This window comes from Klebsiella sp. 141198 (genome assembly GCF_050600785.1).
Taxonomy (GTDB): domain Bacteria; phylum Pseudomonadota; class Gammaproteobacteria; order Enterobacterales; family Enterobacteriaceae; genus Klebsiella; species Klebsiella aerogenes.
Window position 1 is genome coordinate 34,824 of the sequence record NZ_JAQIRM010000004.1, and the last position, 15,489, is coordinate 50,312.

At 59.6% G+C, this 15,489-nt stretch carries 14 protein-coding genes; all 14 read right to left on the reverse strand.

Annotation, left to right across the window (positions count from 1 at the left end; genetic code table 11):
* Positions 1-126 precede the first annotated feature (126 nt).
* Positions 127-531: a flagellar protein FlhE gene (locus PGR10_RS14090; RefSeq protein WP_411325392.1), complete on the reverse strand. Its 405-nt coding sequence runs from the start codon at positions 529-531 to the stop codon at positions 127-129.
* Positions 531-2,609 (reverse strand): flagellar biosynthesis protein FlhA, encoded by a 2,079-nt coding sequence (flhA, locus tag PGR10_RS14095; RefSeq protein ID WP_020079225.1) that lies wholly within the window; start codon positions 2,607-2,609, stop codon positions 531-533. Before flhA ends, PGR10_RS14090 begins: the two co-directional genes overlap by 1 nt.
* Positions 2,602-3,753, reverse strand: coding sequence for a flagellar biosynthesis protein FlhB (gene flhB / locus PGR10_RS14100; protein ID WP_063410449.1), 1,152 nt, complete (start codon positions 3,751-3,753; stop codon positions 2,602-2,604). The genes flhA and flhB overlap by 8 nt, the downstream gene beginning before the upstream one ends.
* A gap of 150 nt (positions 3,754-3,903) precedes the next feature.
* Entirely contained in the window at positions 3,904-4,548 is a 645-nt protein-coding gene (cheZ, locus tag PGR10_RS14105) for a protein phosphatase CheZ (RefSeq protein WP_087858106.1), read from the reverse strand.
* Between the two features lie 10 nt (positions 4,549-4,558).
* Complete coding sequence (gene cheY / locus PGR10_RS14110; protein ID WP_213793862.1) at positions 4,559-4,948, reverse strand: chemotaxis response regulator CheY; 390 nt, start codon at positions 4,946-4,948, stop codon at positions 4,559-4,561.
* Between the two features lie 71 nt (positions 4,949-5,019).
* A complete protein-coding gene (locus tag PGR10_RS14115) occupies positions 5,020-6,069 on the reverse strand; it encodes a protein-glutamate methylesterase/protein-glutamine glutaminase (RefSeq protein ID WP_045397782.1) in 1,050 nt (349 codons plus the stop codon).
* A complete protein-coding gene (gene cheR, locus PGR10_RS14120; RefSeq protein WP_430923658.1) occupies positions 6,069-6,941 on the reverse strand; it encodes a protein-glutamate O-methyltransferase CheR in 873 nt (290 codons plus the stop codon). The genes PGR10_RS14115 and cheR overlap by 1 nt, the downstream gene beginning before the upstream one ends.
* Before the next feature lie 28 nt (positions 6,942-6,969).
* Positions 6,970-8,580: a methyl-accepting chemotaxis protein gene (locus tag PGR10_RS14125; RefSeq protein WP_308958555.1), complete on the reverse strand. Its 1,611-nt coding sequence runs from the start codon at positions 8,578-8,580 to the stop codon at positions 6,970-6,972.
* Between the two features lie 83 nt (positions 8,581-8,663).
* On the reverse strand, positions 8,664-10,334 hold the full coding sequence (locus PGR10_RS14130) for a methyl-accepting chemotaxis protein (protein WP_430923659.1): 1,671 nt from the start codon (positions 10,332-10,334) through the stop codon (positions 8,664-8,666).
* 132 nt (positions 10,335-10,466) lie between these two features.
* Positions 10,467-10,967 carry a chemotaxis protein CheW gene (gene cheW, locus PGR10_RS14135; protein WP_087858109.1) on the reverse strand — a complete coding sequence of 167 codons (501 nt, stop codon included), beginning with the start codon at positions 10,965-10,967 and terminating at the stop codon, positions 10,467-10,469.
* A 33-nt stretch (positions 10,968-11,000) separates the two neighbouring features.
* A complete protein-coding gene (gene cheA / locus PGR10_RS14140; RefSeq protein WP_213317017.1) occupies positions 11,001-12,959 on the reverse strand; it encodes a chemotaxis protein CheA in 1,959 nt (652 codons plus the stop codon).
* On the reverse strand, positions 12,956-13,879 hold the full coding sequence (gene motB, locus PGR10_RS14145; RefSeq protein ID WP_042892855.1) for a flagellar motor protein MotB: 924 nt from the start codon (positions 13,877-13,879) through the stop codon (positions 12,956-12,958). The genes cheA and motB overlap by 4 nt, the downstream gene beginning before the upstream one ends.
* Entirely contained in the window at positions 13,876-14,766 is an 891-nt protein-coding gene (gene motA, locus PGR10_RS14150) for a flagellar motor stator protein MotA (protein WP_015704927.1), read from the reverse strand. Before motA ends, motB begins: the two co-directional genes overlap by 4 nt.
* Positions 14,767-14,907: 141 nt before the next feature.
* A complete protein-coding gene (flhC, locus tag PGR10_RS14155; protein WP_045397765.1) occupies positions 14,908-15,489 on the reverse strand; it encodes a flagellar transcriptional regulator FlhC in 582 nt (193 codons plus the stop codon).

Below are 15,489 nucleotides of genomic sequence, written 5' to 3' on the forward strand. Positions count from 1 at the left end.
CTGTAGGCCCGCGCAAGCGTAGCGCCGCCGGGCAATAACCGCGGGTAACGAGCCATTTTCGCGCCGGATGGCGGCTGCGCCTTATCCGGCCTACGGTCTGTATTAATACAAAACTTTCCCCCGCAACTACTGATAATTAACGATAACCTGATTGGCAATCGCCCGCAGCGGCGGGTTTAACGGCCCGCGGGTCTGTACGGAGTAGACAAAACGCAGCGGCCCATCTGCCGCCTCGCCTGCCAACGCGTGGCTGGTACCGCTGGCGCTGGTCAGCGGAATACAGCGATTCAGGCTACATAAATGCACCTGCAGCCCCGCCGGCTCCGCTGACAGCAGACGATAGCGCCAGCTAACGGTCTCGATGCGCGCATTGCCGCCGGGTAGCGTATTGGGCGGCAGCAGCGCGGCGGAAGAATCACTCATCCCGCCCTGTTCAAGAGTGACGCCGGGCCCTTCGGCAATCCATGAGCCCGACGCCGCGCCGGCGGCAACCGGCAATAAAAGGCACAATAAAGGAAGAAAGCGCGTCATCAGGCCGCTCCAATGGTTGAGGTCATGCGAATCTGGCGATCGTCGTTGATCTCCAGGTTGGAAAGCACCGCCATCTGCGGCAGGCTACGACGCAGGAAGCGCGCCAGTAGCGGGCGCAGTGCGTGGTTAACCAGCAGCACCGGCGGCGCGCTGAGCATCTCCTGGCGCTGCAGCGCCTGCCGCGCCTGCTCAAGCAGGCGGTCGGCAAGCCCCGGTTCGAGACCGCCGCCTCCCTGCAGCGCCTGTAGCAGCAGTCGTTCCAGTTGGGTATCCAGGCCGATAACCTGAATTTCGCCGTTGCCGGGGAACCACTGCTGGGCAATGGCCCGCCCCAGCGCCACGCGCACGACGGTGGTCAGCTCGTAAGGATCGCTTTGCGTCGGCGCATGCTCCGCCAGCGTCTCGATAATGGTACGCATATCGCGGATCGATACCCGCTCGGCCAGCAGGTTCTGCAACACCTTATGCAGCGTGGTCAGCGACACCACGCCCGGTACGAAATCTTCGGTCAGCTTCGGCATCTCCTGCGACACGCGGTCGAGCAGTTGCTGCGTCTCCTGGCGGCCAAACAGTTCGCTGGCGAACTGGCCGATGAGGTGGTTGAGATGGGTTGCCACCACCGTACTGGCCTCCACCACCGTATAGCCCTGGATTTGCGCCTGCTCGCGCAACGCGCTATCGATCCACACCGCCTCCAGACCGAAGGCCGGATCGATGGTTTTATCCCCCGCCAGCTCGCCGATGGCATTGCCGGGGTTAATCGCCAGCCAGCGCCCAGGCTGCGCTTCGCCGCTGCCGATTTCCACTCCTTTCATCAGAATGCGGTAGCGGGCGGGCGCCAGTTCGAGGTTATCGCGAATATGCACCACCGGCGGCAGATAGCCCATCTCCTGGGCGAATTTCTTGCGGATCCCGCGGATTCGCCCCAGCAGCTCGCCATTTTGCTGAAAATCGACCATCGGGATTAGCCGGTAGCCCACTTCCATACCCAGCGGATCTTCCAACTGGACATCGGCCCAGCTGGCTTCCGCGGCCTGGGTGTTCTCCTGCACTATGGGTTCGTCGGCGGCTTTCGGCGCCTGTTTTTCACGGCCGCGCAGCCACCAGGCCAGCCCGAGCAGCGCGGCGGTAAACAGCAGGAAAACCAGGTTCGGCATTCCCGGCACCAGCCCCAGCAGCCCAAGTACCGCGGCACACAGCAGCATGACCTTTGGGTTATTGAATAGCTGGCCGACCATCTGTTCGCCGACATCCTGATCGGTCGCCACCCGGGTAACGATGACCCCGGCGGCGGTAGAGATCACCAGCGCCGGGATTTGCGCCACCAGCCCGTCGCCGATGGTCAGCAAGGTGTAGCTTTCCGCCGCCGCGCCCAGCTCCATACCGTGCTGCACCACGCCGACCAGCAGTCCGCCGACCACGTTAATCACCATAATCATTAACCCGGCGATGGCGTCGCCGCGGACAAACTTGCTGGCGCCGTCCATCGAACCGTAGAAATCGGCTTCCTGCGTGACTTCGGCGCGGCGTTTTTTCGCCTCTTCTTCGCCGATAAGCCCGGCGTTCATGTCGGCATCGATCGCCATTTGCTTACCCGGCATGCCGTCGAGCACGAAACGCGCCCCCACTTCGGCGATACGCCCGGCGCCTTTGGTGATAACCATGAAGTTGATCAGTACGAGAATGATAAACACCACGATACCGATGGCGAAATTACCGCCGACCAGGAAGTGACCGAAGGCCTCCACGACCCGCCCCGCGGCGGCGGCCCCGGTGTGCCCTTCCATCAAAATGATGCGCGTCGAGGCGACGTTGAGCGACAGGCGCAGTAGCGTCGAGAACAGCAGAATGGTCGGAAACGCGGCGAAGTCCAGCGTGCGCTGGGTAAACATCGCCACCAGCAGCACCATGATCGACAACGCGATATTGAAGGTGAAAAGCAGGTCGAGAATAAACGCCGGCAGCGGCAGCACCATCATCGACAAAATCAGCAGGATCAAGATTGGGCCTGCCAGCACCTGCCATTGTGTATCTTTAACATTCCCTGGCAAACGCAGCAGGGAGGCCAAATTAGCCATCAGAGTCACTCTCTTTTGCAAAATCCAGTGCTTCCGGCACCGGTAAACGTTGAGGTTTTTTCGGGATCAGGCCGCCCTCGCGCCGCCAGCGGCGCAGCTGATAAACCCAGGCCAGCACTTCGGCGACCGCGGCATAGAGGGTGGCGGGAATATGCTGGCCGATCTCGCTATGGCGATAGAGCGCGCGGGCCAGCGGCGGCGCTTCCAGCATCGGAATGCGGTGTTGCGCCCCCAGCTCGCGAATACGCAGCGCAATCTCCCCCGCCCCTTTAGCCAACACCTTCGGCGCGCTCATTTTTTTATCGTTGTACTGCAGAGCCACGGCATAGTGGGTCGGGTTAGTGACGATCACGTCCGCTTTCGGCACATCAGCCATCATCCGTCGCTGGGCAATCGCCCGCTGCTGTTGGCGGATCCGCCCTTTAACATGCGGGTCGCCTTCCTGATCTTTGAATTCGTCGCGAATATCCTGTTTGGTCATCTTCAGCTTTTTGAAGTGGCTCCACAGCTGATAAAAAACGTCAAATGCCACCATCGGCGTCAATCCGAGCACCACCAGAAATCCGCAATAGAGGATCATCTGCAGCGCATTGGCCAACGCGTCGAGCGGCTGTTGGGTCATCAGATGCAGCATCGCCGCCCAGTTGTGCCACAGGTACAACCCGGTTACCCAGCCGACCAGCGTGGCTTTGAGGATCCCTTTTAACAGCTCCGCCAGCACCTGGGTGGAGAACATGCGTTTCAGACCAGAAAGCGGATTCAGCCGTTTAAGATCGAATTTGAGCGACTTGGCGCTGAATAAAATGCCGCCAAGCAGCATCGGCGCGGCCAGCGCCACCAGCACCAGCCCGGCCATTACCGGCAGCAATGCCAGCACCGCCTGACGCAGCAGCATTCCCAGCTGGCGCAGCATTTGTTTGTCATTGCTGACCATCCCGTGGTCAAAGTGCAGGCCCTGCGTCAGCATCTCCGCCAGTTGGCGAGTGATATTGCTGCCGGACATCAGGATAATGGCGAGCCCGGCCACCAGCATCAGCACCGAGGTCAGCTCGCGCGAGCGCGGGATCTGGCCCTCTTCACGCGCCTTCTCCAACCGGTGGGCGGTGGGGGCCTCGCTTTTTTCCAGATCGCTGTCTTCGGCCAAGCCTGCAGTTCCTGTGTCGGGAGGGTAAAGAATGGCGGTCAGCATGCCAAAAAATTGGCGAAGTCATTGGCGGAACAACGGCGAAAAAGAGGGGTTATTTCACGGATGAGGGAAAGGAGGCTGGGGCGCAGCATCCTGCGCCCCGCCTGGTCAGAAACCGAGACTATCGAGCAGATCGTCAACCTGCGCCTGGTTGGCGATGACACCGACGCCGTTCTGGTCAAGCTGCGGGCCGTTGAGCAGGCTATCGTTGGCCCGTTTCTCTTTCACCGGCGGTTCCGGCATGTTTTCCATCAGCACCATCAGCAGCTGCTTTTCAATTTCCTGCACCACGTCCATCATGCGCTTGATAACCTGACCGGTCAGGTCCTGGAAATCCTGCGCCATCATGATTTCCATCAGTTGGGCGTTGGTAAAGGAAGTATGGCCCGGCACCCGATCCAGATACTCACGGGTGTCAGTCACCAGCGCGCGCGCGTCGTCCAGTTCGATCGGATTAGCGAACCACTCATCCCAGCGCGATTTTAGCGCGCTGGCGCCGGACTCCAGTTCGGCCTGGCGCGGCTGCGCCGCCTCCACGCAGCTCAACGCCCGTTCCGCCGCCTGCGCCGTCATGGTGACAACGTAATCAAGACGGTCGCGGGCATCCGGGATCGCCTCGGCCGCCTGGGCAATCGCCTGATCGAGCCCCAGCTCGCGCATGCTGTCGCGCAGCATGCGGGTGAGCTGGCCGATACGGGAGATTATCTCTCCCGCGGTCGCTGCATCGCTGGCAGGCATTGGAATCTCTCTCATCGCCCTCTCCTTACATGCCCAATTTTTCGAAAATCTTGTTGAGCTTTTCTTCCAGCGTCGCCGCCGTAAAAGGTTTCACCACATAACCGCTGGCGCCTGCCTGCGCGGCGGCAATAATATTTTCTTTTTTCGCTTCCGCCGTCACCATCAGTACCGGCATCGCCGCCAGCGCGCTATCTGCACGAATGGTTTGCAACAGTTCCAGACCGTCGACGTTGGGCATATTCCAGTCGGAGACCACGAAATCAAAGCTGCTGGCCCGCAGCTTATTTAGCGCGTCTGCGCCATCTTCCGCCTCTTCGACGTTGTTGAAACCGAGCTCTTTAAGCAAATTTCTGATGATACGACGCATGGTGGAAAAGTCGTCGACGACCAGAAAACGGAGATTCTTATCTGCCATTACTACCCCTGAACAGTGTCATTTTTAACTCACGTCACACCACGCCGCCGGGACATCCCGGCGGCGTGAAATTAAATTCGCAGCGCCTGGCCGCCGGCTATCTGCGCCAGCATGCGTTGGCTCATGCGCTCCAGCTCAACCACTTCGCTGACCCCGCCGCTGGCGATGGCCTCGCGCGGCATGCCGAACACCACGCAGCTCGCTTCGCTCTGCGCCAGGGTATAGGCCCCGGCGCGATGCATCTCCAGCATTCCCTGCGCGCCGTCGTTGCCCATGCCGGTGAGGATCACCCCCACCGCATTGCGCCCGGCGTGGCGTGCCACCGAGCGAAACAGCACATCCACCGATGGGCGATGGCGATTCACCGCCGGGCCGTCGTGCAACTTGACCTGATAGTTAGCGCCGCTACGCGCCAGCTCCAGATGGCGATCCCCAGGCGCGATATAGGCGTGTCCCGGCAGCACGCGTTCGCCCTCTTCCGCCTCTTTCACCGTGATCTGGCACAGCTTATTCAGCCGTTCGGCGAACGAGCGGGTAAATCCCGGCGGCATATGCTGGGTGATCAGCAGCGCCGGGCTGGTGGCCGGCAACGGTTGTAGCACTTGACGAATGGCTTCGGTGCCGCCGGTGGAAGCGCCAATGGCGATCAGCTTCTCGCTGCTCAGTAGCGGTCCGTGGCTTAAAATAGCCGGCGGCTGGCCATTGGCACGCTGCGGCAGCCGCGCCCGCGCGGCGGTGCGGATCTTTTCACCGATCAGTTCGCTGTAGGCCAGCATGCCTTCGCGGATCCCGAGCTGCGGTTTGGTGACGAAATCCACCGCCCCCAGCTCCAGCGCGCGCAGGGTAATTTCCGAACCTTTACCGGTCAGCGACGAAACCATCACCACCGGCATCGGCCGCAGGCGCATCAGTTTTTCGAGGAAATCGAGGCCGTCCATGCGCGGCATTTCGACGTCCAGCGTCAGCACCTGCGGGTTAAATTTTTTGATCAGATCGCGTGCGACCAGCGGGTCCGGGGCCACCGCCACCATCTCCATATCGGCGTGGCCGTTGACGATCTCGGTCATCAGTTGGCGCATAAGGGCCGAATCATCAACACATAACACTCTGATTTTACTCATTACTTCTCCTTGGTCAGCCCATACACGGTCTGTCCACGCAGGTAGAAATCCCGGCTGATCTGGCTGAAATTCTCGGAGTGACCGGCAAACAGCAGCCCCCCCGGTTTAAGCAAGGGGACAAAGCGGCGCAAGATGCGCTCCTGCGTCGGCTTATCGAAATAGATCATCACGTTGCGGCAAAAAATCGCATCGAACGGTCCCGGTAGCGCCCACTCCGCCGCCAGCAGATTCAGCGGCTGGAAGTTGACCCGCGCCGCCAGTTCCTGACGCACGCGCACCAGCCCCTGATGCGGCCCGGTCCCGCGCAGAAAATAGCGCTGCATCTGGATTGGCGTCAGAGTGCGCAGATCGTCATGGCGATAAATACCCGCTTCGGCTTTTTCCAGTACCTGGGTGTCAATATCGCTGGCCCAGACCTGGCAATTGCCCGCACGTTCCCCGAGCGCATCGCCGAGCGTAATGGCGATGGAATAAGGTTCTTCGCCAGTCGAGGCGGCGGTGCTCCACACGCTATAGTTCCCGGGACGCGAGCGCGCATGCTCCGCCAGAATCGGAAAGTGGTGCGCCTCGCGAAAAAAGGCCGTCAGGTTGGTGGTCAACGCATTGATAAACGCCTGCCACTCGGCGCTGTGCGGGTCGCTTTCCAGCAACGCCAGGTAGTCGCCGAAATCATGAATGCCCAGCAGACGCAAACGGCGCACCAGCCGGTTGTACACCATCTCGCGCTTATGCGCCGCCAGCACGATCCCGGCGCGCTGATAGATAAGCTGGCTGATGCGGCGAAAATGCGCGTCGGAGAGCGGCAGACGCTGGGCCATCTGCGCCAGCGCCGAGCCGCTTTCGCGCGGCGCGGTTGATGTTGTCTGCTTCATGCCGACGCACCGGCAAAATACGAGCGGTTTATGCGGTTTGACAATCCAGGGTCTCCTTTACCGTGGATGAGGTTTCCGGCGCGACGAAGTTGTCGTCCGCCAGACGGAATACCGCCACTGCATCGGCGAGGGTAATCGCCTGCTCTTCCAGCGCAGCGGCGGCGGAAGCCGATTCCACCACCAGGGCGGCGTTCTGTTGCGTGACCTGATCCATCTGGGTAACCGCCTGCGTCACCTGCTCAATGCCTCGGCTCTGCTCGTCAGAGGCGGAGGCGATTTCACCCATGATGTCGGTGACCCGGGTTACCGAGCGCACGATGTCCTGCATGGTGGCGCCGGAATTTTCCACCAGCACCGAGCCATGTTTGACGCGGCTGACGGATTCGTCGATCAGCAGCTTAATTTCTTTTGCCGCCTGGGCGCTGCGGCTGGCCAGGTTACGCACTTCACCAGCCACTACCGCAAAGCCGCGCCCCTGTTCACCGGCGCGCGCCGCTTCTACCGCCGCGTTAAGCGCCAGAATATTGGTCTGGAAGGCGATGCCGTCGATGACGCTGGTAATGGCGCCGATTTTTTGCGAACTGTTGGCGATGTCGTGCATCGTGGTGACCACATCATCCGCCAGCTCGCCGCCTTTGGCGGCGGTTGAAGAAGCATCACGCGCCAGCTGCGATGCCTGACGGGCATTATCGGCATTCTGTTTTACCGTCGCGGTTAGCTGCTCCATACTGGCGGCGGTTTCTTCCAGCGAAGCCGCCTGTTGTTCGGTACGCGAGGAGAGATCGTTGTTGCCTTCTGAAATCTCCTGCAGGCCGATAAGAATTGACTCCGCACCGTCGCGCACCGCGCCGACGGTACCAATCAGCGAGTGTTGCATGCGCTGCAGGCTGGCAAATAGCTGGCTGATTTCGTTGCGGCCATAGACCTCAATCGGCGCGGAAAGATCGCCGCTGGCGATACGTTCAAAGTGGCCACGAATAATATTCAGCGGCTGCACCAGCATGGTTCGCAGCCACCACATCGCGCTGAGGGTGACCACCAAGAGCATCAGCACCGCCCCGGCAACCAACCAGATTGACCAGCCGTAGGCCCGCTGGCTGGAGGCGCTGGCTTCATCGGTCGTCGCCTTCGCCAGTTGCAGATATTGCACAAAGTCGGCCTCGAAGCGGTCCTGTATTTTCTGCGTCGGCTGGTCCATAAAGGCCTGCAGGTTGCGATTTTCGAGGAACACGATCAGTTCGCGCAGCGCGCCGCGCAGCTTTTCGTAGCTGTCGCGCGTGGCATCGGCCAACTGCTGCTCCTGCTCATCCACGCGAGGCGTGTCGAGGAACTGGTTAAAGTAGAGATCGGCTTTTTGCAGCGAGCTGCGGGCGCCGCCCATCAGCGCATCCACCTGCTCCTGCGGCACCTTCAGCGCCGCGCGGGTACCGGCGCGGTTAAGGGTATTTCGCGCCTGCAGCAGCGATACCCAGCTGAGGCTAAGCGCATCGCGCTGCTGGCTACTGACGGTAATACGTTCAAGATTGTGGTTGTCGGCGCGCAGCGCGACGTAAGAGAGCCCGGTGCTGATCAGTTGCATGATGCAAAAGGAGATCAGCAGCAGGAAAAGACTGGTAGAGATACGGATTCGGTTAAACATAGCAATCTCCTTGGTAGCCGGTCTTGGCCGGCTTACAACGCAAGAGAGGCCGCCGCGCGTAGGGATGCGGCGGCCGGTACCCGTTAGAACGTCTCCCAGTTATCCTGGTAGTCGCTGGCGCTGGTTTTTTTATGCGTAGCGATGGCGGCAGGCGCGGTTTTATTGCTGACCGGCGCTTTATACTCTTCCTGCCCTTCCGACTTCAGACGGAAGACGGCAACCGACTGCGTCAGCAAGCTGGCTTGCTCTTCCAGCGCGGCGGCGGCGGAGGCCGACTCTTCCACCAGCGAGGCGTTCTGCTGGGTGACGCGATCCATTTCCGCTACCGCCTGGCCGACCTGGTCGATACCGCGGCTCTGCTCATCGGAAGCAGAGGCGATTTCGCCCATGATGTCGGTCACGCGGGTGACCGCATTGACGATGTCGCCCATGGTGTCGCCGGCGCTTTCCACCAGTACCGAGCCCATATCCACACGGTTGACCGAGTCCTCGATCAGCGCTTTGATCTCTTTGGCCGCCTGGGCGCTGCGCTGCGCCAGGTTGCGGACTTCGCCCGCCACGACCGCGAAACCGCGTCCCTGTTCACCCGCACGCGCCGCTTCTACCGCGGCGTTAAGCGCCAGGATGTTGGTCTGGAAGGCGATACCGTCGATAACGCCGGTGATATCGGCAATTTTCTGCGAGCTGCTGGCGATGTCGTGCATGGTTTCCACCACGTTAGCCACCACTTTGCCGCCCTTCTGCGCAGTTTCGGAGGCACTCAGCGCCAGCTGGCTAGCCTGACGCGCGTTTTCGGCGTTCTGTTTCACCGTCGCCGTCAGCTGTTCCATACTAGCGGCAGTCTCTTCCAGCGATGCCGCCTGCTGTTCGGTGCGCGAAGAGAGATCGTTATTCCCGGCGGCGATTTCCGATGCGCCGCTATAGATGGCATCCGCCCCCTGACGCACGCCGCTTACCGTTTCGATAAGCTCGTTCTGCATGTGCTTGAGGCTGGCGGCCAGCACGCCGATTTCATTACGGCTGGTCACCGGGATAGGCTGGGTCAGGTCGCCGGAGGCAATACGTTTGATGTGTTCAATCATGCGGTTCAGCGGGCGCACCAGGATATGGTGGATGCCCATCCACACGCCGACGATCGCCGCCAGCACCACGATGATGACCACAATTAAGGTCCAGATCGCCGAGCTATAAGAGCTGTTGCTACCGTCAACGGCGATTTGGTACAGCTTGCCGTTTTGCTGCAGATAGGCGTTATAAGTCTGCTCGAAATCGTCCTGGTATTTTTGCGTCGGCTGGTCGAAGAAGGCGTTGATTTTACCCTCGCCCAGCAGCTGGATCAGATCCGACAGCGCGCCGTACAGGATGCCATACTGCTGCTTAAGCTTTTCCGTCGCCTGCGGATCCTGACGCGGGTCCTGCGGGATTTTTTCATAGGCGGCGTAGTTACGTTCGGCGCGCGCCAGCTCTTCTTTCGCTTTCGCCAGCAGCTCGTCGATAGTCGCGCCGCTGCCGATTTTGTTGGTATCCATCATGTAGCGGATCCCTGCGCGGTTCAGGGAGTTACGCGCCTGCAGCAGATCGACCCGGCTTTCACTTAGCAGCAACTGCTGCTGACGGATGGTTTGCAGAACGGTGAAGTTCTCTTTATCGCTTTTCAGCGACGAAAAAAACAGACCGCCCGAAATCAGCTGCAATGCGCCAAATAGCACCAGCACTAATAAGAGACTGGTGACGACCTTAATACGATTAAACATGTTTCCCCTTCCTGGAAGCCTGAACGGCCAGGCTTTACGTATGTGACTGAAAGGGTTATCGGCGCGCGGGAGGGGAACTTTATGCCAGGCGGGGACTATTTTTACCGGGCGCGGCAGAGCGCGCCCGGTAGATTAGTGGCTTTTGGCGACGTTATCGACCAGCGCCATCTCTTCGCTGCTGAGCAGCTTTTCGATATCCACAAGGATCAGCATGCGCTCGCCGAGCGCGCCAAGGCCGGTGAGATACTCGGTCGCCAGCGTCACCGCGAATTCCGGCGCCGGGCGGATCTGTTCAGCGGTGAGAGACAGCACGTCGGAGACGCCGTCGACCACAATCCCCACCACCCGCAGGCCGAAGTTAAGCACGATAACCACCGTGTTTTCATCATAAGAGACGCCCTGCTGGGCGAATTTTACCCGCAGGTCGATAATCGGCACGATCACCCCGCGCAGATTGGTGACACCTTTGATGAAATCCGGGGTGTTGGCGATACGCGTCACCTGGTCATAGCCGCGGATTTCCTGCACTTTCAGAATATCGATGCCGTATTCTTCATTACCGAGGGTAAAAATTAAAAACTCCTGACCTACCGTTTCGCCAGCCAATTTGCTGACGGTTGCTAATCCTGCCATGGTCTGCACCTGTTAATTTTATGAGATGAGTCGTTATGCGGCCGCTGCGCTCAGCAGCTTTTCCCGGTTGAGCATTTGCAGCGCCGACACGTCGACGATCAGCGCCACGCTGCCGTCGCCGAGGATCGTCGCCGCGGAAATTCCCGGCACTTTGCGATAATTGCTTTCCAGGTTTTTCACCACTACCTGATGCTGGCCAATCAGTTGATCCACCAGCAGCGCGTAGCGGCGGCCGGCGCTTTGCAGAATCACCACGATGCCCTGAGTAGCCTCGGTTTTCGCCCCGGCGACGTCAAACACCCGGTAGAGCTCCACCAGCGGTAGATACTCGCCGCGAACCTGCAGCATCCGCTCGCCGCCGGCCATCGGATGCAGGTCTTCGGCCTGCGGCTGCAGCGATTCCATCACCGCGTTGAGCGGCAGAATAAAGACCTCTTCATTGACCTTGACCGACATGCCGTCGAGGATGGCGAGCGTTAGCGGCAGCAAAATACGAATCGAGGTTCCTTTGCCCGCGCGGGAATGGATTTCAACGTGACCGCCCATCTCCTGGATGTTCCGTTTCACGACGTCCATGCCGACGCCGCGGCCAGAGACGTCGGTCACCTGTTCCGCGGTCGAAAAGCCCGGCGCGAAAATGAGCATTCCGACCTCTTCATCACTCATGCTGTCGCTGACCGCCAGCCCCTGCGCCGCCGCTTTGGCGAGAATTTTTTCGCGATTGAGTCCGGCGCCGTCATCGATCACTTCGATGCAGATATTGCCGCCCTGATGTTCAGCGGAAAGAATCAGATTGCCCACCTCAGACTTACCTGCCGCCAGACGGGTTTGCGGATCTTCAATACCGTGGTCGAGGCTATTGCGCACCAGGTGGGTTAACGGGTCGATAATGCGCTCGATTAGGCTCTTATCAAGTTCGGTAGAGCTGCCCTGTAGCGTCAGTTCCACCTGCTTATTGAGCTTGCCGGCCAGGTCGCGCACCAGCCGCGGGTAGCGGCTGAATACATATTCCATCGGCATCATGCGAATCGACATCACCGATTCCTGCAGGTCGCGAGCGTTACGTTCCAGCTGGCTCATGCTATTGAGCAGATCGCCATGGGTTACCGGATCCAGGTTACCTGAGCGCTGCGCCAGCATGGACTGGGTGATCACCAGTTCGCCGACGAGGTTAATCAACTGGTCAACTTTCTCCACCGCCACGCGAATGCTGGTCGACTCGCTGGCCTTCGCTCTCGGCGCTTTAGGCGGCTCGACGGCAGCAGGCTGCGGTTGGACGACCGGCGACGGCACAGCTTCGGCCGACGGCGATGGTTTAGCGGCAGTGGTTGGCGGCGTGGTAAAGCTGATCTGTTCCGGCTCAAGAACGAAACAGAGCACCGCGCAGATATCCTCTTCGCTGGCGGTGGTCAGCAGGGTCACCTCAAGGCTATTGTCAGTTTGCTGCGGATCCTGAACCTCGCCGAGGTTGCCAAGCTCTTCCAGCATCAGCGGAATTTCATTGGCTTTAAGCCCGGTTAAGCTCACGCGCATACCGCCGGCGATGGCCGTCGGCGCAGGCTGGGCCACGACGGGCGGCGCGGCAGGCGCGTCCTGCTGCTGCGCTTCCAGCGCCAGCTGCCGCAGCGCCTGGCAGATATAGTCAAAGCTCTCAGCGTCAGGCTGCTGCGAGGTTTTATAGGCGTCCAGTTGCTCCTGCATAATATCTTTGGTTTCCAGAAACAGATTGATAATTTCGGTGCTCAAGCGCATCTCCTCGCGCCGGGCGCCGTCGAGCAGGTTCTCCAGCAGATGGGTGGTTTCCTGCAATACGGAAAAGCCAAACGTCGCCGCGCCGCCTTTGATCGAGTGCGCCGCGCGAAAAATAGCGTTTAGCGGTTCGATATCGGGGGCCTGCGGATCCAGCTCCAGCAGGTGTTGCTCCATGTCTGCCAGCAGCTCATCTGCTTCATCAAAAAAAGTCTGATAAAAAGCGCTAATATCCATGCTCATGGGGTCACCTCAGGGTGTGAATCGCGGTTAACCGGCGCGGGCGCGACCAGCTTTGGCAGCGCATCCGGCTGGCTAATCTCCAGCGCATTGCTTTCGCCATTTTCATGTTCGATGCTCTGCTGGGTCTCTTTGTTAAGCACCAGTACGGTAATGCGGCGGTTGATGGCATCATCAGCGCCGTGCTGCTTCAGGCTCATGGTCGCCGCCATACCGACCACCCGAAGCACCTTCCCTTCCGCCAGGCCGCCGGCAATCAGCTCGCGGCGCGAGGCGTTGGCGCGATCCGCCGACAGCTCCCAGTTGCTGTAACCGCGTTCGCCGCTGGCGTAGGGGATGTCATCGGTATGCCCGGAGAGGCTTATCTTGTTCGGCAAATCATTGAGGATTGGCGCAATCGCTCGCAGGATATCGCGCATATAGCTTTCAACCTGAGCGCTACCGGTTTTAAACATCGGGCGATTCTGGCTATCGATAATCTGAATGCGCAGGCCTTCGTCCATCATGTTGATCAGCAGATGCGGACGAAGCGCCTTCAGGCGCGGGTCTGACTCAATCAACTGATCGAGCTTGTCACGCAGTTTGTTAAGCCGTAGCTCTTCGGCGCGTTTATCCGCGGTATTGATCTGCTTGCTGACCAACCCGACTTCACGGGTCGGGTCTTCGCCGCCGCCGGGGATCGGGCTGCTTTCCGAGCTGCTTTTATCGCCGCTGGTCAGCGCCACTTTCAGCGGCGTACGGAAATATTCGGCTATTTGCGTCAGTTCCTGCGGGCTGGCGATCGCCAGCAGCCACATCACAAGGAAGAAGGCCATCATCGCCGTCATAAAATCGGCATAGGCAATCTTCCACGAACCGCCGTGATGGGCTGGCTGGTGTGATTTGCGCTTTCTGACCAGAACCACCGGGTGATTATGCTTCATGCTTCTTCGCTTTCCGTCGCCTGCGCGGCAGGCGCTTTCACCTGGCGTACGTGTTCTTCAAGCTCGACAAACGACGGGCGCTCGGTGGTGTATAACGTTTTGCGGCCAAATTCGACGGCGATTTGCGGCGCGTAGCCGTTGAGGCTGGATAGCAGCGTGACCTTGATGCACTGCATCATCTTGACGGTCTCGGCGCTTTTTTGCCGCAGCAGCGTGGATAGTGGCGAGATAAATCCATAGGCCAGCAGAATGCCGAGGAAAGTCCCCACCATCGCGTTGGCGATAAGCGCCCCGAGCTCCGCCGCCGGGCGGTCCGCCGAGGCCAGCGCATGCACCACCCCCATTACCGCCGCGACAATACCAAATGCCGGCAGAGAGTCGCCGACCATCGCCAGGCTGCCGGCGGGCACTTCGCTCTCCTGTTCGAAGGTTTCGATCTCTTCGTCCATCAGCGCTTCAATTTCAAAAGCATTCATGTTGCCGCTCACCATCAGGCGTAAATAATCGGTTATGAACTCCACCAGATGGTTATCGGCAAGGATGCGCGGATAATTAGCGAAAATTTCACTTTCCTGAGGATTGTCGATATCGAACTCAAGCGACAACATCCCCTGTTGACGGGATTTAGCGAGCAGCAGGAACAGCAGCGCCATGAGATCCATATACAGCGCCTTGCTGTATTTGGAGCGACGTACCATTTTGGGCAACGCCCGCAGCGTGGATTTGATGGCTTTGCCGTTGTTGCCGACGATAAACGCGCCGATGCCGGCGCCGCCGATAATCAGGAATTCCGCCGGCTGGTACAGCGCGCCAAGGTGGCCGCCCACCAGCAAATAACCGCCAAATACCGCTCCCAGGACCACGAGATAACCCAATATCACTAGCACACGCATACCTCAAATTAACAATGTGGATGGCGGGCGAGGCAAACGCGCCCTGGCGTACACCAGGCGGGGAATGGGGGGCGGCATGCCGCCCCTGCGTATTACACGTCGAAATGGATTGCCGTAAGTCGTCGGAACGGCGACTTACATGACGCGTTTAGCCTGCTCGTCCAGCAGTTGAGAGGTTATATCGGCCAGTTGCGGAGAAAGTTTACGTCTTTTTACGGCGCGTGAAGGCGGTTGGCATAATGTGCAGACGAAATCGTGCTGCGGATGATGCGCGTGGGTGATAAATGAGCCGCCGCAGCTATTGCAGGCGGAGAGCTGCAGCATACCGCTATCAACAAAGCGCACCAGCGTCCAGGCGCGGGTCAACGCCAGTAGCGGCGCTTCGCCCGCTTCTTGCGGACACTGTTCGAGATACAGGCGATAGGCTTTGATCACCGCTTCCACTCCGCTGCATTTACCGCTCTTCAGCAGGAACAAATAGGCGTTGTAGAACATCGACGAATGAATATTCTGCTCCCAGGTCATAAACCAATCGGTCGAGAACGGCAGCATCCCTTTCGGCGGCGGGCTTCCGCGCAGCTCCTTGTAAAGTTTGATTAAGCGCCCACGGCTGAGCTGAGTTTCACTCTCCAGCATCTGCAGACGCGCGCCGAGAGATATCAGCTCCATGGCGAGCTGAATATCCTTCGCTTCCTGAACAATACTTTTCTCAGCCAT